The organism is Nocardia pseudovaccinii (assembly GCF_050942345.1).
In the GTDB taxonomy this organism is placed as follows: Bacteria; Actinomycetota; Actinomycetes; order Mycobacteriales; family Mycobacteriaceae; genus Nocardia; species Nocardia pseudovaccinii.
In genome coordinates this window covers 9685726-9705502 of the sequence record NZ_CP192074.1, presented here as the reverse complement: position 1 = coordinate 9705502, position 19777 = coordinate 9685726, and the positions used below count along the sequence as shown (strand labels likewise).

Annotated in this window: 19 protein-coding genes; 7 read left to right on the top strand and 12 right to left on the bottom strand. The window is 65.4% G+C overall.

From position 1 onward, the window contains the following. Positions 1–6: 6 nt before the first annotated feature. Complete coding sequence (locus ACQPZ2_RS43555) at positions 7–597, bottom strand: Uma2 family endonuclease (RefSeq protein WP_433523646.1); 591 nt, start codon at positions 595–597, stop codon at positions 7–9. A gap of 198 nt (positions 598–795) precedes the next feature. Then, the gene (locus ACQPZ2_RS43550) at positions 796–1770 is read right to left on the bottom strand and encodes an NAD(P)H-dependent flavin oxidoreductase (RefSeq protein WP_433523645.1); all 975 of its coding nucleotides are present in this window, start codon (positions 1768–1770) and stop codon (positions 796–798) included. A gap of 336 nt (positions 1771–2106) precedes the next feature. Here ACQPZ2_RS43550 and fadD5 point away from each other — a divergent pair, with 336 nt between their 5' ends. Together fadD5 and ACQPZ2_RS43540 are read left to right on the top strand one after the other, a co-directional pair. After that, positions 2107–3678, top strand: a complete 1572-nt coding sequence (gene fadD5 / locus ACQPZ2_RS43545; protein WP_433523644.1) for a fatty-acid--CoA ligase FadD5 — start codon at positions 2107–2109, stop codon at positions 3676–3678. A 51-nt stretch (positions 3679–3729) separates the two neighbouring features. Then, positions 3730–4338, top strand: coding sequence for a cysteine hydrolase (locus ACQPZ2_RS43540; RefSeq protein WP_433523643.1), 609 nt, complete (start codon positions 3730–3732; stop codon positions 4336–4338). Positions 4339–4368: 30 nt separating this feature from the next. On the opposite strand, the gene ACQPZ2_RS43535 is transcribed toward ACQPZ2_RS43540, so the two are convergent. Further along, on the bottom strand, positions 4369–4977 hold the full coding sequence (locus ACQPZ2_RS43535) for a TetR/AcrR family transcriptional regulator (protein WP_063042613.1): 609 nt from the start codon (positions 4975–4977) through the stop codon (positions 4369–4371). 121 nt (positions 4978–5098) lie between these two features. On the opposite strand from ACQPZ2_RS43535, the gene ACQPZ2_RS43530 reads away from it, so the two are divergent. Beyond that, positions 5099–5803 (top strand): methyltransferase domain-containing protein, encoded by a 705-nt coding sequence (locus ACQPZ2_RS43530; RefSeq protein ID WP_433523642.1) that lies wholly within the window; start codon positions 5099–5101, stop codon positions 5801–5803. On the opposite strand, the gene ACQPZ2_RS43525 is transcribed toward ACQPZ2_RS43530, so the two are convergent. Then, positions 5804–8176, bottom strand: a complete 2373-nt coding sequence (locus ACQPZ2_RS43525; protein WP_433523641.1) for a lysylphosphatidylglycerol synthase transmembrane domain-containing protein — start codon at positions 8174–8176, stop codon at positions 5804–5806. Positions 8177–8381: 205 nt separating this feature from the next. Here ACQPZ2_RS43525 and ACQPZ2_RS43520 point away from each other — a divergent pair, with 205 nt between their 5' ends. Then, on the top strand, positions 8382–9218 hold the full coding sequence (locus ACQPZ2_RS43520) for an SDR family NAD(P)-dependent oxidoreductase (protein ID WP_364473876.1): 837 nt from the start codon (positions 8382–8384) through the stop codon (positions 9216–9218). 1 nt (position 9219) lies between these two features. Here the strand turns inward: ACQPZ2_RS43520 and ACQPZ2_RS43515 are convergent, their stop codons facing one another. Together ACQPZ2_RS43515 and ACQPZ2_RS43510 are read right to left on the bottom strand one after the other, a co-directional pair. Continuing rightward, positions 9220–9987 carry an SDR family NAD(P)-dependent oxidoreductase gene (locus ACQPZ2_RS43515; protein WP_433523640.1) on the bottom strand — a complete coding sequence of 256 codons (768 nt, stop codon included), beginning with the start codon at positions 9985–9987 and terminating at the stop codon, positions 9220–9222. Further along, complete coding sequence (locus ACQPZ2_RS43510) at positions 9971–10759, bottom strand: 2OG-Fe(II) oxygenase family protein (RefSeq protein WP_433523639.1); 789 nt, start codon at positions 10757–10759, stop codon at positions 9971–9973. Before ACQPZ2_RS43510 ends, ACQPZ2_RS43515 begins: the two co-directional genes overlap by 17 nt. 16 nt (positions 10760–10775) lie before the next feature. Between ACQPZ2_RS43510 and ACQPZ2_RS43505 the strand changes: the two genes are divergently transcribed. Further along, positions 10776–11450, top strand: a complete 675-nt coding sequence (locus tag ACQPZ2_RS43505; protein WP_433523638.1) for a GDSL-type esterase/lipase family protein — start codon at positions 10776–10778, stop codon at positions 11448–11450. A 235-nt stretch (positions 11451–11685) separates the two neighbouring features. On the opposite strand, the gene ACQPZ2_RS43500 is transcribed toward ACQPZ2_RS43505, so the two are convergent. Further along, entirely contained in the window at positions 11686–13050 is a 1365-nt protein-coding gene (locus ACQPZ2_RS43500; RefSeq protein ID WP_433523637.1) for an ABC1 kinase family protein, read from the bottom strand. Between the two features lie 228 nt (positions 13051–13278). On the opposite strand from ACQPZ2_RS43500, the gene ACQPZ2_RS43495 reads away from it, so the two are divergent. Both ACQPZ2_RS43495 and ACQPZ2_RS43490 read left to right on the top strand, forming a co-directional pair. Then, positions 13279–14058, top strand: a complete 780-nt coding sequence (locus ACQPZ2_RS43495; protein WP_433523636.1) for a GntR family transcriptional regulator — start codon at positions 13279–13281, stop codon at positions 14056–14058. Positions 14059–14211: 153 nt separating this feature from the next. After that, on the top strand, positions 14212–15162 hold the full coding sequence (locus tag ACQPZ2_RS43490; RefSeq protein WP_433523635.1) for an oxidoreductase: 951 nt from the start codon (positions 14212–14214) through the stop codon (positions 15160–15162). Between the two features lie 7 nt (positions 15163–15169). On the opposite strand, the gene ACQPZ2_RS43485 is transcribed toward ACQPZ2_RS43490, so the two are convergent. The 5 genes from ACQPZ2_RS43485 to ACQPZ2_RS43465 all read right to left on the bottom strand — a co-directional run bounded on the left by ACQPZ2_RS43485 (position 15170) and on the right by ACQPZ2_RS43465 (position 19762). Next, entirely contained in the window at positions 15170–15343 is a 174-nt protein-coding gene (locus ACQPZ2_RS43485) for a hypothetical protein (RefSeq protein ID WP_433523634.1), read from the bottom strand. Between the two features lie 142 nt (positions 15344–15485). Then, positions 15486–16610, bottom strand: a complete 1125-nt coding sequence (locus tag ACQPZ2_RS43480) for an NAD(P)H-dependent flavin oxidoreductase (protein ID WP_063042581.1) — start codon at positions 16608–16610, stop codon at positions 15486–15488. Positions 16611–16827: 217 nt separating this feature from the next. Beyond that, complete coding sequence (locus tag ACQPZ2_RS43475) at positions 16828–17568, bottom strand: class I SAM-dependent methyltransferase (RefSeq protein WP_433523633.1); 741 nt, start codon at positions 17566–17568, stop codon at positions 16828–16830. Between the two features lie 46 nt (positions 17569–17614). Then, positions 17615–18970, bottom strand: a complete 1356-nt coding sequence (locus tag ACQPZ2_RS43470; RefSeq protein WP_433523632.1) for a WS/DGAT/MGAT family O-acyltransferase — start codon at positions 18968–18970, stop codon at positions 17615–17617. Positions 18971–19114: 144 nt separating this feature from the next. Continuing rightward, on the bottom strand, positions 19115–19762 hold the full coding sequence (locus ACQPZ2_RS43465) for a methyltransferase domain-containing protein (RefSeq protein WP_433523631.1): 648 nt from the start codon (positions 19760–19762) through the stop codon (positions 19115–19117). Between the last annotated feature and the right edge of the window lie 15 nt (positions 19763–19777).

Genomic DNA, 19777 nt, shown 5'->3' with positions numbered 1-19777 from the left:
CGGAATTCAGTCGATGCCCTCGTCGAGCTGCTGCCGAGTGGCGGGCACCTCGAACGGCACCAGCGAATCGATCGCACTGGCAGAACGGTCCGATCGGGTGTGATGTCCCGCCGAGACGTACTCCCCGGCAGAGTTGAGCGTCAGCATCTCGATCGAAACCGCGGGACCGTCCTCGTTGGCCATACGGACGATCCAGTAGTGCTGGATACCGAACCGGGCATACTCGGCGCGTATGTCGACCAGGTCGGCGGTGGTCGTCGTCGGCGCTACAACCTCGACCACCAGCACGGTGTCCGCAGCTGTCGGCTTCATCCGCCACTTCGGTCGAGGCTCATCGATGCAGCGGTAGACGATGACGTCCGGCCGCTTGTAGTGGAAGGGAACCTTCGAGACCAAGATGTCCACATCTCGGTTGATCCGCAAGCACGGCTCGGCCGAACCGCGTTTGGCATGGCCCGCCAGCAGTGCCCGTTCGATATTTCGGGCTATCGCATTGTGATTCGGCGAGGCGGATTCGCAGTGGATGATCATCCCGTCTCGGATCTCGACATTGCGCGCGATGTCCTCGGGCATGGACAGGTAACCGTCGATATCCACCGGCAGGATGTAGGTCTTCGGCAGAGACCAGTCGAACGCTTCCAGCGCGGATGACCGTCCTTTGGTTGGTAGTCGACGTCATCGTAGGTCAGCGCCTCGCTCGACCTCGGTCGTGGTCACCGGTCGATGGACTGCGATGGGCCTGGCTCGACTATCGGACGAGCCCTGGGCGCTCAGCCCAGGGCTCGTAACGAACAGCTAGGCGACCACCTTCTCGGCGAGTTGCGCGGTGATGAGTTCCTCCGCGTCGGCGACCATCCGGCCGATCAGTTCGGCGCAGGAGGGGATGTCGTGGATGAGGCCCTGGGCCAGCCCTGCCGACCAGATGCCCGCGTCGAGATCGCCCTCGTCGAAGACGCGTCGTCCGCGCGCACCGGCGACCAGATCGCGGACATCGTCGAAAGTGCCACCGGCCTTTTCGATTTCGACGACCTTGCGGCTGATCTCGTTATCCGCGACGCGCGCGGTATTGCGCATGGTCCGGAAGATCAGCTGGGTATCGAGTTCGGAGTTGGCGACGATCTGTTCCTTGACCTTCTGGTCGATCGCCGACTCCTGCGTGCACAGGAAGCGCGTGCCCATATTGACGCCGTCGGCGCCGAGCGCGAGCGCGGCAACAAGACCGCGGGCATCGGCGATACCGCCGGACGCGATCATCGGAATATCGAGAACCCGTGCGGCGGCCGGGATCAGGATCAGCCCGGGAATATCGTCCTCACCCGGATGTCCCGCACATTCGAAACCATCGATGCTGACGCCGTCGACGCCGATCTTCTGCGCCTTCAACGCATGCCGCACGCTGGTGCACTTGTGCAGCACCTTGATACCGGCCTCGCGGTAGTACGGCAGGAAGGGCTCCGGATTGCTGCCCGCGGTCTCGACGATCTTGATGCCGCTCTCGACGATCGCCTGCACGTATTCGGCGTACGGCGGCGGATTGATCGACGGCAGGATCGTGACGTTCACACCGAACGGCTTATCGGTCAACTCCCGGGTGCGCGCGATCTCCTTGCGCAGGTCGTCGGGGGTGGGCTGGGTCAGCGCGGTGATGAAGCCGAGCCCGCCCGCGTTGGCGACGGCCGCGACGAGGCCCGCGCGGCCGACATGCATCATGCCGCCCTGCACGATCGGGTGTTCGACGCCGAATGTCTCGGTGAACCTGGTACGCAGCATTGCGCTTCTCCTATGCGTTGCGGGGCGTGCCAGTGGCGCCCTTACGCAGTGATGGTGACACGGGAATCGTCTGCTGTTCAACTTGTAAGTGAGCCGTGATTCGCATCGTATGGCCCTCTGGACGCGTGCGAAGACGCGAAGCAACCATCGAGATAGCGTATAAAAGCGCAGATAGAGGTGATTTCTTGCGCTGGGTCGCCCCATCGAGACGATTAACAGCGATTCCCATATCGGTCGCTTGCCGCCAGATTAAGTTAGTTGTTATTCTGCTCTCAGTTCAGCCCGTCGACGCCGTCGGATACACCGGCGCACGGTTGGCGGTCCGAGAGGAGTGGCATGACCACCGGTGCACAGGCGCTCGACGAGCCGATCAGGTCGCGGCGCAACCACTGGAACAACCAGATCGCGTCGCATGCGCAGATGCGCCCGGACGCGGTCGCCGTGCGGTTCCGTGGTGTGGACACCACCTGGCGGCAGTTGCACGAGCGTTCGCTGAAGTTCGCCGACGCGCTCGCCCGCCGCGACATCGGCTTCGGTGACCGGGTGCTGATCCTGGCGCTGAACTATCCCGAATACCTCGAGGCCGTCTTCGGCATCAACGCGCTCGGCGCCATCGCGGTCCCGGTGAACTTCCGGCTCACCCCGCCCGAGGTCGCCTATATCGTCAGCGATTCCGGCGCCAAGGCGATCGTCACCGACACCATGCTGCAGCCGTTGGCCACCGCCGTACAGGGTCAGGCGCCCGAACTGGCGACCTGCATCGTGATCGGCGGCCAGAGCGCCGACGGAGTGCTCGGCTACGACGATGTGCTTGCCGAGGGCGGCGAACCGCATACGCCGCTGGACATTCCCGAGGACACCCCCTCGCTGATCATGTACACCTCGGGCACCACCGGCAGCCCGAAGGGCGCGGTGCTCTCCCACTCCAATATGAACGGCCAAGCGCTGACCAGCATTCGGGCCACGGATATCGGGCCCGACTCGGTCGGCTTCTGCACCTCGCCGCTGTTCCATATCGCCGGACTCGGCAGTCTCGCACCGTATTTCCTGCTCGGCGGCAAAACCGTGCTGCACCCGCTCGGTGCGTTCGATCCCACCGAATTCCTCGACGCCGTCGAGCGCGAGCAGGCCACCACCGCGTTCTGCGTGCCAGCGCAGTGGCAGATGATCTGCGAGGAGCCGACGGTCAAGCAGCGCAAGCTCGCGCTGAAGGTGCTCAGCTGGGGTGCGGCCCCGGCCTCCGATACCGTGCTGCGGGCCATGGCCGACTGTTTCCCGGACGCGGTCAATGTCGCGGTCTTCGGCCAGACCGAGATGTCGCCCATCACCTGTGTGCTGGAGGGCAAGGACGCGATTCGCAAGCTCGGTTCGGTCGGTAAGCCGATCCCGACCGTCCAGGCCCGCGTCGTCGACGACGAGATGAACGATGTCGCGCCCGGTGAGATCGGCGAAATCGTCTATCGCGGACCGACTCTCATGCAGGGCTACTGGAACAAGCCGGAGGCCACCGCCGACGCCTTCGCCGGTGGCTGGTTCCACTCCGGTGACCTGGTCCGCGCGGACGAGGAGGGCTTCCTCTGGGTGGTCGATCGCAAGAAGGACATGATCATCTCCGGCGGCGAGAACATCTACTGCGCCGAGGTGGAGAATGTGCTCTTCGGACATCCGAAGATCCGCGAGGCCGCGGTGGTCGGTCGGGCGCACGAGAAGTGGGGTGAGGTGCCGGTTGCCGTTGTCGCCCTTGTCGATCCGGATGCCGAGCTCACCCTCGACGAGCTGGCGCCGTTCCTCAACGAGAGCCTGGCGCGCTACAAGCACCCCAAGGATCTGGTAATCGTGGCCGAGCTGCCGCGCAATGCCAGCGGCAAGGTGGTGAAAGTGCAGTTGCGCAAGGACTATTCGTCCTGAGCTTTCGCCGAATCGAAGACATCGGCGGCGCCGATGCGTCACGATCACCGCATGGCCATCCCACGCATCCGCGCCGCCGTGCTGGCGGTGCATTGGCAGGTGAATGTCATTCGGCCCGAGGGGTTCTTCGGGCCGATGCTGGCCGGTCCGGTCACGGCGAGCGGGGTGGTGCCGCGGGCCGTGCGCTTCCACGACGCGGTGGCACGATCCGGATTACCGGTGGTCTTCGTGCGGTTCGTCATTCCGGTCGGTGAGGGCGGGTTGGTCCGCAATACCGGATTCATGCGTTCGGTGGCCGCGGCGCAGACCGAATTCCGGCCCGAAGCGCCTGGTTCCAGGCTGATTCCGGAGATGGTCGAACAGCCGACCGTGGTGTTCGACAATCAGAAGCTCTCCGCGCTCGCGGGCTGTGACCTGTCCGAATGGTTCGACGAACAGGGCGTCGATACCTTGTTCATCACCGGTGTCGCGACCAATCTGGCGGTCGAGCAAACCGCCAGGAACGGAACGGATCTCGGCTTCACCGTGCATCCGATCGCGGACTGCGTCACCGCGGCCGACCCGCAAGCCCACGCCGCCTCGCTGGCGAATCTCGAACTGACCACGGCAGGTTGCCGCACCGCCGAGCAGGCGCTGGAGCTGATCGGCACATCGGCGTGAAGGCCATGCCCTCAGGCCGACCTGCGTGGATCAACGGCCTGCGCCGCTGACCCGTTCGGTGTGCGACACCCGGCTCGTCAGGCCGGGCCCGACCAGAACTTCGAGCCGACGGTAGGTTTCGGCCGCGGGCAGCGGCGGCTCCGCATCCGCGATCGAGCCGAGCAGGCCGACGACGCCCCAGGACAGAAATGTCATCGTCACCGCGAATTCGTCGTCGTCCATATCCAGGCGACCTGAAAGTTGTTCGGTGAGAATCTCTTCCACCATGCGCCGCGTCGAGCGCAGCAGCACCCCGGTCGCCCTGCGGCCCAGCAGCGCCCGGTAGACCTCCGGATTCGCCGATGCCAGCCGGAACAGTGTGTACAGCGGTGCCAGCGGTTCCGAATGTTGCGGTGCGTCAGGATCATTCGCGCCCGATTCGACATCGGCGACCGCTGCGCGCAGGTACTCGGTACTGCTGACCAGCAGCAGATCGTCCTTGTCCCGGAAGTGCGCGTAGAAGGTGGAGCGTCCGACATCGGCGCGATTCAGAATGTCCTGCAATGTGATCCGGTCATAGCCGCATTCGATCATCAGCTCGATCAAGGCACGGTGCAGCAGGCTCTTGGTGCGCCGCACCCGGCGATCGGTGCTGGTCATCGGCATCCTCCGAACGCGAATACCCGCGTTTCCGTACAGATAGTGCGAATCCGTTCGCAATGGCACGATATCCGCACTTTTGCTTCTGGTCGATCCGGTCATCCGGTCCGATTATGGACTCATGACCGGAAACGCACAACAGTCCACTAACACCCATGCTGACCGGAACTTCGAGATCGGCATTCTCATCACCAAACCGCGCGGCTACCTAGCTGTGAAATCGGCCTTCTTGCTCGGCCGGGTGGGCAGCCTGAACGCTCGACTCGTCGAGCTGACCGGTGCCGCACCGGGCGATCATGCTGTCGATATCGGTTGCGGCCCAGGCCAACTCGTCCGAGCGCTGGCCGATCGGGTCGGACCGGCCGGTCGAGTGATCGGTATCGACCCGTCCCGGGCGATGGTCGACTACGCGAGCGGTCGCGCCGCCCCCAACTGTCGTTTCGAAGTCGGCGCCGCCCAAACGCTGACTCTGCCCGATGCCTCGGTCGACGTGGTCACCTCGACCTTCGTCATGCATCACATTCCAGAGGCACAGCGCACAGCGGCGCTGGGACAGATGTTCCGCGTGCTGCGCCCCGGCGGCCGACTGCTGCTCGCCGACACCCATCCGACCGGAATAGTTCTGCCCGCGGCGGTTCGCATCATGTCCCGCTTCGCCGCGCGCCGCACCGATGACCCGCACGCGCCAGGAAACCACGCGGACCCACTGGCGGCCATCGATATTCGCCGCTACCGAGAAGCGTTGCGGGCAGCCGGATTCGCGACCGTGGACTTCACCGCGATCCCACCGATGAGCGGCGTACTGGTGGCGACCAAGGACGCCTGATCAGATCAGGTCCTTCGATGTCATCCAGCGCATGCAGAACCAGCCGCAGAACACCGGCAGCCAGCACGTGAGCACGCGGTAGAGCAGCACCGAGGGCACGGCGATGGTCGCGGGCAGGCCGAAGGCGGCAAGACCACCGATCAGCGCGGCCTCGACCGCGCCGACGCCACCGGGTGTCGGCGCGGCCGCGGCCAGGGTGCCGCCGATCATGGTGACGATGGTGAGGGTGATGAACGACGCGCCACCACCGAACGCCTCGACGCTGGCCCACAGTGCGAGTGCCAGGCCGAGTGTGATCGCACCGCAGCCGAGCACGATCACCGAGAAGCGCTTCGGATCCCGGACCAGATCACCGAGTTCACCGAGCACCTCCTGCAACTGCGGACGCACCGAATTGTTCAGCCAGCGGCGCAGTTTCGGGACGAACATGAACGCGCCGATAATGCCGACGCCCACACCGGCCGCCAGATAGAGCACAGTTGCGTCGGGCACGAAATGCGACAGATTCGCCGAGGTGCCCGCCGCCACGCTGAACAGGATCAGCAGGCCGATGTGGGTGATCACCTGGACGGCCTGCTGCAATGCGACGGCGGCGGTGGCCCGCACCGCGCCGAGTCCGGCCTGCTGCAGGAAGCGCACACTCAACGCCAGCCCGCCGACGCCCGCCGGGGTTGTCGTAGCGGCAAAGGTATTGGCGACCTGCATGATCACCAGATTGCGGAAGCTGACCAGGCGTGTTGCGCAGGCCCACAGTGCGGCCGCGGCACCGATATACGTCAGCCCCGAGAACGCCAGCCCGAGCAGCGCCCACCACCAGTTGGCGGTCCACAACTGCGAGAAGAAGGTCGGCACCGCGCTGATGAACGGATAGGCGACATAGACCAACCCGATCAGCAGCACCAGCTGGATGAGCTGATTGCGGCTGAACCGGGTGATCTGCTCGGCCTCGATCTTGTCCTGGCCGGTCTGCTTGCGCACCTCGTCGCGGGCCGAGGAGACCACCTCGCCCCAGTCCGGAATCGATTTCTTGATGCCGGGGGGCATGGCGGACTTGGTGAGTCGGCTCGCCGCGGTCAGTACCGTCTGCTCGCCGAGCGTTTCGATGGCGGTGCGCACCGCGGCTTCCTTGCCGAAGACCGCGGTGGTCGAGACCAGCAACTGCGCGACATCGGACTGTCGCTGCTTATCGGATGCGCCGAATTCCGCGTTGATGAATCCACTGAACAGCGTGGCGCCGTTCTCGATTCGGATCTCGACGGGCCGCAGATCGCCGTGCGAGATCTGGCCGCAGTGCAGTGCGGCGAGCGATTTCCATACACCGGCGAGGTCGTCGTCGGAGGTTTCGTCGAGCGGCTTACCCCGGGGCATGGTGTGCGCGTACAGCATCCAGCCGCGTTCCAGCGCCGCGACAGCGACCTGCTGCACCGCGGCCAGACCCATTTCGCCGACGGCGATGGCCACCAGCGCACGGTGCTCGACGGCGCGGTGCATCGAGCCGTGCATTGCCGCGGTTTCACTGCTGCGGAAGGTGAGCCAGCGCCACAGCTGACGCAGCGCACCGAAGCTGCGCTGATTCTTGCCGAACAGTTCGACGGTCAACTCGCGCTCCGGACCGTCGATGGCCGCCGCGAGCACGAGCGGACCGCGTCCGGCGGGATGCACCACGGTGAACGCGGTGACGGTATGTCCGCGCCTGGCCAGCACCCGCACCGCCGCATCCAGCGGCACCTCCAGCGCCGGGGTGCCGACAACCAGCACGATCACCGCGCCGACCAACCAGCCGACCGCGAGCCCGAACATGGCCCGTGCGGGCACTACCGTGCTGACCACCAGGTGGATCGGTGCGAAGGCCAGCAACAGGAACCACAGCCAGCGCCGTGGCCGGGTCGGCAGCCACGGACTGGATACGGTCAGCACCGCCGCGAGCATGGCGATCCAGCGCGGATCGTCGAGGAACTGCGACAGGAAGGTATCGAGCCGATCCGGTACCTGCAGATGCCATTGCGGCGCGGACAATCCAGTGCCGGTGATCGATAGCAGCAGGCCCGCGACCAAACCCGCGGCCGCGTAGCCCGCGAGCAGCTTCCACTGCCTGCCGATGATCAATTCGATGAGGATCGCGAACGGCAGCGCCAGAATCGCCATGCCGTAGACCAGGTACACCAGATTGGACTGGTCCGGATTGAGGAAGCCGACGATATTCGAGACCGAACGTTCCAGCGCCAGCCACTCCGGCCGGGTGATCAGCGATGCGGCGACGACCACACCGACCCACAGTGCCGCGAGTACGACACGGATGATGTCACTGGTCCGCCGGATCAGCGGTTGCAGCAGGCTCCCCGTGACCGGGATATCCCGCCCATCAACTCGCATCTCTGGCTCCGCTCGTCCGCCTCCCCCGGGCCTCTGCCGGTGTTGGGTGTGCCTAACTTACCGTTGCGGGCCGGTGCTTCCCCGGATGGCTGGGCCTGGGCGTCCTGGCGAGTTCGCCCCGCCGACCTACCGGTCAGTAGACGGTCTTGCCGAATCTGTCCCAGCCGATGAGGATCAGGACGAATCAGCCGACGGAAGGCAGGACATGGCAGCACAGGATCTAACCGGGAAGACGGTCGTGGTGACCGGCGCCAGTTCCGGCATCGGCGCCGAGGCGGCGGCGAAGCTGGTGGCGCGCGGCGCGAGCGTCGCGGTGGTCGGGCGCTCGCCGGAGCGCACCGCCGAGGTGGCGACGCGGGTCGGCGCGGAGCCGTTCATCGCCGATTTCGCCCGCTTCGACGAAGTGCGCAAACTTGCCGATCAGCTCCTCGATCGCTATCCGCGCATCGATGTGCTCGCCAATAACGCCGGGGGCGCATGGGCGAAACGCACCGTCACCGATGACGGCAACGAACTGACCTTCCAGGTCAATCACCTGTCGCCGTTCCTGTTGACCGCCCTGCTGCTGGATCGGCTGGTGCAGTCACAGGCCAGGGTGGTCAATACCGCGAGCATGACCTACCGGATGGCGAAGCTGGACCTCGACACCGTCAACGCTTCGACCGGCTCGTTCAATCAGCTGGGCGCTTACGGCACCTCCAAGCTCGCCAACATCATCTTCACCAGGGAACTGGCCCGCCGCACCGAGGGCACCGGGCTGGTCACCGCCGCATTCCATCCGGGCGCGGTCGCCACCCACGTCTACGACAATGCTCCGCTCGGCCTCGGCGCCTTCATCCGCTCGCCCCTGTCGCGGCCCTTCTTCATCAGGGCAGACAAAGGCGCGGATCCATTGGTGCACTTGGCGACAACGCCGGACGAGATCAACGGCAAGTACTTCCACCGGTTCAAAGTGGAGGAGCCGCGGAACAAGCAGGCGGTGGATGCCGAACTCGCGCAACGGCTCTGGACGATGTCCGAAGAGATCACCGGAACGGCATAGGTCAGTGGGCGTCCGCACCGAGTGCGCGACGCCCACTCTCGGCCGCCACACCGACGGTGAACACTTCGCCGCTCATCTCGCCTCGATCGAGTTCGACGATGGCCCGCACCACCTGTTCGGTGGACACCGTCGCGGGAAAATCATCGGGCGCGATGGCATTGGCCCGCACCCCGAACTCCTCGAATTCGGCCGCGATATGCCGGGTCAGGTGGTTGAGCGCCGCCTTGGACGCCGCGTAGAGCGCCTGCCCGCCGGGGTACACCCGCGAGCCCGCGATGCTGGAGACATTCACGATATTGCGATTGCGGGCTCGGTTCTCGTCCCCGGCATGCACCCAGCTCCGCTGTGCCAAGCGAGCCGACAAACGCAGCGGCACACCGACATTGAGCGCGAAATGCGGATCGAATTCGTCGAGCGCGGCATCACCGTCGACGATGCCGCGTGGCTGGAATCGGCGGTGCGCGGCATTGTTGACCAGCAGATCGATCTGCCCGAAGCGGGCAAGTGCGATATCGACGACGCGCTCGACTTCACCCGCCTCTGCCAGGTCGGCCCTGATCACGAAGATCCGCGAATCGTTCTCCGGCACCGGCATTTCCGGTTCGAAGGGATCGACGAACCATTCGAGCTGGGACGGTGCGGCCGGGGTGCGATTGCGGCAGACCGCGATGATGTCGTAGTCGGTGTACAGACCCCGGCAGAAGGTGTCACCGAGGACACCTCCGGCTCCGGTGAGCAGACATACCCGGCGTTCAGTGCCACTGCGCAATGCTGTCTCCTCCCCAGCGCCGCACCACATCTTCCTTCGGCCGGTGCAGCCACATCACCACGCTATTGCGCGCGGCGGCGTTGTCGCCGACGAACGTATGCCATGAGCGCGGTGTGCACTCGAACAGCAGCAGCGAATTGTCCAGTGGCGGAATCGTCAGTGCGGGAACCGGATTCGCGCCGATATGCGAATACAGCGCGGTTTCGCCGCCATCGCCGGGTTGCCAGTCCGGATTGCCGAAATAGAACAGCACCGCGACGGCGCGCACCGTCTCCCGCGCGAAGACCTCCGGCGTCCGCGGGCCGGTCTTCAGATCCACCTCCGGATCCACGGTCCTGACCTCGCCCGGCTCAGGCGCCGAACCCTTGAACCAGGCCGGATTCAGATCATTGTGCGGTGACCCCGACGGACTACCCGGCCGATGATGGTGCACCGACCCCTCGACATCACCGGTCGTCGCCACCCCCGCCACCCGTGCGATCAGGTCATGCCATTCCCGTGAAAGGAAGAGCGCCAACGGACCGTCCCGCAGTCCGGCCAGCGAGGCCCCGACCGCACCGTAATCCGCCGCTACCGCTCCGAAGGCCTCCGGCCGCTCGCGGCGCACCCGCGCAAGCTCATCGGCCAGCCGCCCGTAGAACTCGGGCACGAACACATTCCTGGCGTAGATATGCGGAAACGGTTCGACCCGGCGAATCCAGCGCTGATGCGCGAATAAACCCGTGAACCACGGCGGCGCCGCGGTCACCGCGGATTCGGCTACCCCTGTCAACTTCAATCCCTCCCGAATGACCACAGCGATCCTAACGGGCACGACCGGATTCCGTGCCCCGGCGGTATCCCGGCCCAGCAGTTGCGAAGATCACCGGGTGTGGAACGACCTACGCGTGTGCTTCATCGGTGATTCCTTCGTCGCGGGAGTCGGCGACCCGCTGTGCCTCGGCTGGGTCGGCCGCTTGGCCGCCCAGACGTATGCGAACGGCCAGCCGCTCACCACGTACAACCTGGGTGTGCGGATGCAGACCTCGACCGAAATCCTCGGCCGCTGGCGTACCGAATGCGCGCCCCGATTTCCGGTCGGCTCCGATGCTCGTTTGGTCGTCTCGTTCGGCGTCAACGACACCACGTTCATCGAGGGACGGCCCCGAGTCGCGCCCGGGCAATCGGCGGCCAATCTGTCCGAACTGCTCACACAGGCCGCCGAGCTTCCGGTCCTGGTCGTCGCGCCGCCGCCTATCGATGACGCCGAGCAGAATGTCAGGACCGCCGCGCTCGACGAACATTTCGCCGAAATCTGCTCTGCCGCAGCGGTCCCCTACGTGCGCGTCCATCGACCGCTGCGCGACAGCGCGGTATGGATGCGCGAGGTGCGCGCGGGTGACGGCGCACATCCCGGCGCGGCAGGTTACGACGAATTGGCCGCGCTCATCCACCCGGACTGGCGGGAGTGGTTGGCGCGCTGACCAACCCGGAAAAGTGCCCGACAGTCGGGCGGCGACGAGCCGATCGAGGCCCCGCGATGATCGGCATCCACCCATCGCCGAGGAGTCGGGTTCGTCGGTGGGCCGCGAACCTTGGAAACGCCGGACGTTCATCGACGCCGGAATGCCCGGCCCGCGAGCAAGGGCCATACTGTCTGAGACATAGTGTCTCGGGTAGTTCCGTCCGCGGCGTCCGAGCAGGTCAGCGCGGTTGTACTCAGCTGACAGACATCCGTCGCGCATCCGCGTCGGCGCGCTTTTGCCGAGCCGCCGCCAGGTCGACCGGCAACGCGCCCTCCGCGACGGGCCGAATCACCAACTCGTGCAGCGTCGGATGCCAGCGCCCGACCTCGTCGCGGAACGAACCCTCGGTCTCCAACTGACCGATCGCACCGATCAGCGTCAGCATCGATCGCGCGAACGGCGTGAAGCGCGCGGGCATCGTGCCCTGACGCAGGGCATTCGACAGCCGCGGATTCGTCACGCGCAGTACCTGTTTGCGCAGCCAGCGCATGGTGAACCGGTAATTCGCGTGCCGGAAGGGTTCGACGCACGGCGCGACCACATGGAACAGATCCTCGGCATCGAGTACCCGGCCCGGTTCGCAGAAGCCGTGCCGGCGTGCCGCCGCCTCCAATTCCGCGGGGCCGCCGTTGAACAGCGCATCGCAGTAGTCGAAGGCGAACTCCTCGAAACCCTCGGTCGGCCACGGTGTGCAGGCCCCGAAGTCGACGACGCCGAGTCGCCCATCCGGCAGCACCCGGAAATTGCCGGGATGCGGATCGCCGTAGAGCAGACCACTGCGGATCCAACTGGAGGCCATGAACCGAATCAGCTGCATGCCGACCCGATCCCGTTCGGCGCGCGTACCGGCGGCGATGACGCGCGGCAGCGGCGTACCGTCCAGCCATTCGGTGACGAGCACATCGCCGCGCTGTTCGATCACCCGCGGAATGTAGAAATCCGGATCATCGGCGTAGGCCGCCGCGAAGATCCGCTGCGATTCGGCCTCGGCCGCATAGTCGAGTTCGTCGAGCACACAGGCGCAGATCGCCTCGGTCACGCCCTTGACGTCCGCGCCCGGCACGAAAACCGTTGCCAGCATGGAGATCCGGCGCAGCTGATCGAGCTCGTTCGCGACGGCCTGCTTACCGCCGGGATACATCACCTTCACCGCGACCGGCGTACCGTCGCGCCATACCGCGCGATGCACCTGGCCGAGCGAGGCCGCGGCCGCGCGCCGATCATCGAATTCCCGGAAATGCCAACGCCAGTTCTCCCCCATGCTGGCGGCCATCGCCGCGTGCACCGACCGCGGGAGCATCGTCGGCGCGGAATCCTGTAGCCGACTCAGCGCGATCTTGTACGGCTCGGCGAGATCAGGCGGCAGTGCGAGTTCGTAAATGGCAAGCAGCTGGCCGAGTTTGGCGGCACAGCCCTTCAGCTCGCCGAGTACCTCGAACATATGCTGTGCGGTGCGCATCTGGATTTCGCGATTGACCTCACCGGCCGGTCGGCCCAGCGCGCGCTTACCAACGCCCGCGGCCTGACGGCCCGCGAAAGCGACCGGCAGCGCCGCCAATTTCGCAGTGCGAACCGCCGTGCGAACAGGAGGTTTACCGTTCGACCTCATCGCGAAAATGCGTGCACGTCTAGTTGTCGAACTCTCGGCCGATCGACCGTCGCCACGCTGAATTGTCATGACTCACCTCACACTGCACGCTGACCAGTGTTACACAGGTGCAGTCTCGCACAGGAGAGCATAGACTGTCTGGGACGTATCGGAACCGAGTCGAAAGGTGGCATCTCGATGGGATCCCAAACGGTAGTCGCCGACGTTGCCGATGAGCTGGCACGCCGGGTTGCCGCAGGGGAATATCAGCCGGGGGATTTGATGCCGTCGGTCCGGCAGGTCGCGGAAGAGTTCGATATGAACCGCGCGACCGCGCAGTTGACCCTCGGTCGGCTGGAATCGTACGGATTCGTCGAGGCGCGACGCGGCAAGGGGTTCACGATCCGCGATGTCCGAGAGGCGGGCGGCATCGATGTGTATCGGCACCTGTTCCGGTTCTCGGTTCCGATGCCGGATGTGGCCATCGAGATGTTCCACGACATCGTCGAGGTGGAGCGCGGCATCGTCATGGAGGCGCTGCTCGCATACACGAGCAGCGAGCAGGAGATCGACCCGGCCGAACTCAAGGCCGAGATCGATGAACTGGAATCGCTTGCCCGGCAGGATGTTCCCGACTTCCGGCAGATCCTGGCCATCGAGGTCGGCCTGGTCCGCCGTCTGCTCACCGCACTCGGGCTGAGCATGCAGCGCGCGATCATGAACTCCATCGGCGAGATGGTGCTCGAGGTACCCGAGGCCGTCGAGGCCTTCTTCGCGGGTGCGGCGGATCTGCATGTTTTGGTATGGCGTGCGCTGGTCGCGGTATGGGATTCCGGTTCCGGGCCGTCCGATGCGCAGCTCGCGCTGTTCGAGGATCTGTTCGGGCTGTATCACGACAAGGTGATCGCCCGGTTCGAGGAATTGCTCGATGTCGGGGCCGAGGGCCACGAGGATGCGGAGCACGCGGCGACCGCCTGATCGCGCCTCGATTCTTCCGAATTCACTGTCTGGGTCATTTGCCCCCAGGTCGATGGCCGTTAAGACGTCGACCGAGCTCCCAGAGCTGGCCATGCTCGGCCGGGTCTTCGGTGGCATCGTCGGGATCTGCGCTTGATCAACCAGGAGTTCTCTGTGAAATCGGTACCAATCCTGCCGCGCCGCTGGACCATTGCGGATATCGCGGATCAATCCGGCAAGACCGTCGTGGTCACCGGCGCCAATAGCGGCCTCGGCCTGCGCACCGCTGAGGCACTGGCGAGCAAGGGCGCACACGTGGTGCTGGCCTGCCGCAATCCGCAGAAGGCCGCGACGGCACTGGATGCGGTCACCGCGGTAGCCACCGGGACCGAACCCGAAGTGCTGCAGCTGGATCTGGCCGATCTGGCCTCGGTCGCGCGGGCTGCCGAGCAGATCAACGACACCATCGGGCGGATCGATCTGCTGATCAATAATGCGGGCGTGATGGCGTTGCCGCGCGCACGCACGGCCGATGGGTTCGACGCCCAATTCGGCACGAACCACCTCGGGCACTTCGCATTCACCGGCGGCGTGCTGCCCGCACTGCTGCGCGCCGAACGGCCGCGCGTGGTGACCGTATCGTCAGTGGCCGCGTGGGTCGGCGTGATCAATTGGCTCGACCCGAATTGGCAGCGGCTCTATCTGCGCTGGCCCGCCTACAGTCAGTCCAAACTGGCGAATCTGCTGTTCACCGCCGAACTGGAACGCCGGGCCCGCGCAGCCGGTTCCGACCTGCGCGCGGTGGCCGCGCATCCCGGAGTGTCGGCGACCCATCTCTACGACCGCAACGGTGAGAAGGGTGTGAGCGGTGTCTTGGCGGCGATCCCGCAGGCGATCCTGTTCGCGCTGGCCCAGTCCGACCACATGGGCGCATTGCCGCAGCTGTACGCCGCCACGGTTCCGGAAGTGCGCGGAAACTCCTATGTGGGACCGGGTTTCGAGTTCGCCGGATATCCGCGGCGGACACTGCGCAATCCACTTGCCTACCGCCGCTCGACCGCGCGCAAACTGTGGGAGCTCAGCGAGCAGCTGACCGGTGTGCGTTACGACTTCTCGGTGACCTAGACAGATATCAATGCGGTGCCGCGGCGAAGGCGGCCAGGACCAGTGAGCTCACGATCGCGACGGCAAGTACACCCAGCACCACCAAATTTCGCCGTTGCGGCAGATCGGCGTGCACCAGGTTCGGACATTCCGGCTCGTTATGTCCGCGACTTCCGCACCGAGGGTTGGTGCAGGGATACATGCCGACCTCCCAAGACTGACGCGAGCACTCGCACTGTAGCAATGCGAATCATCTGTATACCGCGTGCGCCGATGAACGGCTACCCAGCCACGGGAGGACGAAAACGCCGCCCCGACCGGTCGGGGCGGCGTCGAAGAGCCTGCTACAGAGCGCTATTGAGTTTGTTCAGGCGGTCGCACGCCTCGACGTACTCGTTGATCAGCCGGGCGATCACATCGGCGGAGCGCTCCACCTTGTTCATCATGCCGACGACCTGGCCGACCGGATTGAAGTTCACATCCTTGGCCGCTTCCGGATAGCGGTGCCCGCGCTTGACGCCGTCCAGGGCCACCATCATCTGCAGCGGCATGGGCAGCGGATCCGGATTCTCCGGCGCCTCCCAGGCCTCGGTCCAGTCGTTCTTCAGCATGCGGCACGGCTTACCGGTCCAGGACCGCGAGCGCACAGTGTCCTGGCTGGTGGCTTCGATGTAGGTCTGCATCTGCGCGGGCGGCACATTCGCCTCCTCGACGGTCAGCCACAGCGAGCCGGTCCACGCACCCGCCGCGCCCATCGCCATGGCCGCGGCGACCTGGCGACCGTTGCCGATACCACCGGCGGCCAGCAGTGGCATATCGCCGATGGCATCGACCACCTGCGGCCACAGCACCATCGAGGAGATCTCACCGCAGTGCCCGCCGCCCTCGGTGCCTTGGCAGACAACGAAATCCAGGCCCGCGCGCTTGTGGTTGAGCGCATGCTTCACCGAACCGCACAGCGCGCCGATGAGCCGTCCGGAGCCCTGGATCTGCTCGATCACATCCGGCGGCGGGGTGCCGAGGGCATTGGCGACCAGCTTGGCCTTGGGATGGCGCAGGATCACCTCGATCTGCGGTGCGACAGTGGTCGCGGTCCAGCCGAGAAGTTGGTTGTGGTGCTCACCGTCGGGCAGATGCGGCACATTGTGGTCGTTGAGGAGCTTCTCCGCGAAGTCCCGGTGTCCCTGCGGAACCAGTTCCGCCAGTTTGGCTTCCAGTTGTTCGGGGGTAAGGTCATCAATGCCCTTGCCCTCGTACTTCGACGGGATGACGAGGTCGACGCCGTATACACCGTGTACATGGTCGTCGAGCCAGGCCAGTTCGACTTCCAATTCCTCGGCGGTGAAGCCCACCGCACCGAGCACGCCGAGTCCGCCGGCATTGCTGACCGCGGCCGCCACATCGCGGCAATGGGTGAAGGCGAAGATGGGGAATTCGATCCCCAGCCGGTCGCAGATTTCGGTACGCATGGCGTGCTGGTCTCCCTACTTGCTCAGCAGCCGGATCGCAACGGCTGACGAGTGCTGGAACGGGTTGCATATTTGGTCACCGGCCCGCGCTGCCGATTCGGCCGACTGCCGCAGATATCGCCATGACGCGACGGTAGCTTCGTCGACAGGCGCGGACGCCTGCCATCGAATGTAACACGTTCTAGTTTTCTCGGGGTAGCCGTTCTGGACGACCGGATCAGAGTTCGGCGGTGACGAGCCGGTAGCCCAGGTCGAGGTGGGATTTGTCGAGCAGCTCGGGATACCGGGCGGACCACGCGTCGGTGGCGAGATCGTCGCGGAGCCGGTTCAGTCCGTCCTGTAGCAGTGCCGCCGGAGTCATCGCCAGCATCGACATTCCCGCGCGCACGGTTTCGTCCAGATACGCCTCGGGCCGCCGCCAGTACGCGCCGCCGAAGCCGTCGACGCAATCGTGCGGGACCGGGATCGGGGTGATCGATACGTCGCCGAGTAGGGCGGTGAGGCGCGGAAGTGGGACGGCCAGGCGCGCATCGGTTACGGCCGCGGCGGGCAGATAGTCACGGACCAGCCAGAATTCGCGGTAGACGGTGTGGTCCCAGGTGAGGATGACGACGCGGCGGCGGGCGATCCGTTTCAGTTCGGCGATGCCGTGATCGAGGTCGGTCCAGTGGTGCACGGTCAGGATGGCCAGGGCGGCATCGACGGCATCGGTGTGGATCGGCAGTTGCTCGGCGACCGCCTGTACCGCGGGTGCGGCGGCGGGCGGACGTTGCGCGATCATCACCTCGCTCGGCTCGACCGCGATCACGGTGCCGGTCGGTTCGTAGGATCCGCTGCCAGCGCCGATATTGGCGATCGAGTCCATGTCACGTACCGCGTCATCGATGACCGCGGCGATACGCGGATCCGGTTGCCTGGTCCGCGCGTACGTCTGCCCGGTGTGGTTGTAAAGAGTCAACCGCCTGCCTCGGCTTATCGACTGGCGACGTGGGCGATTCAACTCCTCAGGTGGCCGACTGCTCCAGTTCGGCCAGCGAATTCTCCAGGTGGTCGAGCAGGCTGTGCAGTCGCGGCACGCTGCGTCGGCAGCCCACGAGCCCGAAGTCCAGACTGTCGACATTGGTGGTGAGGGTGATGTTGACCGCCTGCCCGTCGAACGGAATCGACATCGGGTAGGAGGCGTCCAAGCGCGCGCCGTTCCAGTACTGCGGTTCCCTGGGGCCCGGGACATTCGAGATGACGATATTGAACGGCGGATTCGTGAACGACAGCATGCCTGGCAGCAGGGTCAGGGCCAGCGGGCTGAGCATCAACCCGGACAGCGCCATGGTCTGGATGGGCGAGAGCGAGTTGTAGACCTCTTTGCTGCGGCGCATCGATTCGCTCACCACGCGCAGCCGTTCGATCGGATCGGCGATATCGGTGCCGAGATTGCACAGGATAGCGCCGACCTTGACGCCACTGGCCTCGGCATCGTCCTCATCGGTCCGCAGCGAGACCGGAACCATGGCGATCAACGGCTTATCGGGCAATGCGTTCTGTTCGATCAGATACGCGCGCAACGCACCGGCGGACATCGCGAGCACCACATCGTTGACGGTCGTGCCGGTCGCCTTCTTGACCTGCTTGACCCGCTCCAGCGGCCAGGACCGGACCGCGCACCGGCGGGCGCCGCCGATCGGCACATTGAACATCGAGCGCGGCGCCTCGAAGGGCATGGTCAACTGTTGCTGCACCAATGCGGCGCGCGCGACCCGCAGCGCGGCGGGCCCGGAATTGGCCGCCGACAACAGATTTCGCGCGAGCCCACCCAGCAGCGAGCTCGACGGCTCGGCCTTGCGCTTCGATCGAGGCAGGTTCCACGGCACGCGTGTTTCGCTCGCCGTGGGATCGTTGGTGAGCGTTCGCTGCAGCACTCGCTGCGCGGCGACGCCATCGATCAACGCGTGATGCATCTTCGAGTACAGCGCGAAGCGGCCGTCGTTCAGGCCCTCCACCACATGGATTTCCCAAAGCGGGCGGTGCCGGTCGAGGAGGGCGCTGTGCAGGTCGGAGGCGAGTTCGAGCAGTTGAGCGAAGCTGCCGGGACTCGGCAGCGCCGACCGACGCAGGTGATAGCCGAGTTCGACGTGCTCGTCCTGGGTCCACGCCAGCTGCGGTGCGCCGAGCCAGGTTGCCGGGCGCTTGCGGAAGGTGGGGTGGAATTCGTTGTCCGCCAACAATTTCTCGTGGGTCAGCCGCGCGAAATCGGGCGCGGCGTCCTCCGGTGCCTCGAATAGTTGTAGCGAACCGACGTGCATCGGATGCTCGCGAGATTCGGCGAGCAGAAATACGGCATCGATCGGAGAAATGAGCTCCATGGTCTGTCGCCCCCTGACGACGGTGTGGTGCTGAGGTCTTGGTGAAAAGGAAAACGACCACGATGTCGATAAGGGCCCGCACAGCCATGTCCCCTGTGCGCTGTCCCCAACCTTACTGAAAGGTACGGATTCGCGTTCGCCGAATCAGCGATCCTTGACCAGGAGCAAGTACGCCTGGCGGCCCCGCTCGCCGGGATCCGGTTCCCGGACCAACCGGGCGATCGGCGCGAAACCGGCCTGTTCGGCCAGTGCGGCGAGCCGATCCGGTGACCATCGGTAGGCGGTTATCACCTTGTGGTCGAACGGTTCCGGATCCTGGACATCGGGTGCCTGGAAGAACGCGAGCAGTGCGTGCCCTCTCGGCTCGAGTACCCGATGAAACTCCGCCAGCACAGCGGGCATTCGTTCGGGCGGCAGATGGATTATCGAGTACCACACGAGAATTCCCGCGAGAGTGGCGTCGCCGATATCGAGGTGCTCGAGCGAGCCCTCCTCGAAGCCGAGTGTCGGATACTGAGCCCGCGCCAATTCGAGCAGCCGCGGTGACAGGTCGATCCCGAAGATATCGAGGCCGAGCCCGGCCAGGTGTGCGGTCATTCGTCCTTCACCGCACCCGAGGTCGGCCACTCGACCGTCGTGCACCAGTTCCGCGAATACGCTGAGCATGGCGCGGTCGAACGGCTGTGTCGCCAGGTGATCTTTGGCGAATTCGGCGTAGCGGATGGCGTTCTCGTCATAGGCGGCGCGGGTGTGCGCCACGTCCGCGGGATCGGTTCGACTGTTCGCTGTCACCCGAACATCATGCCC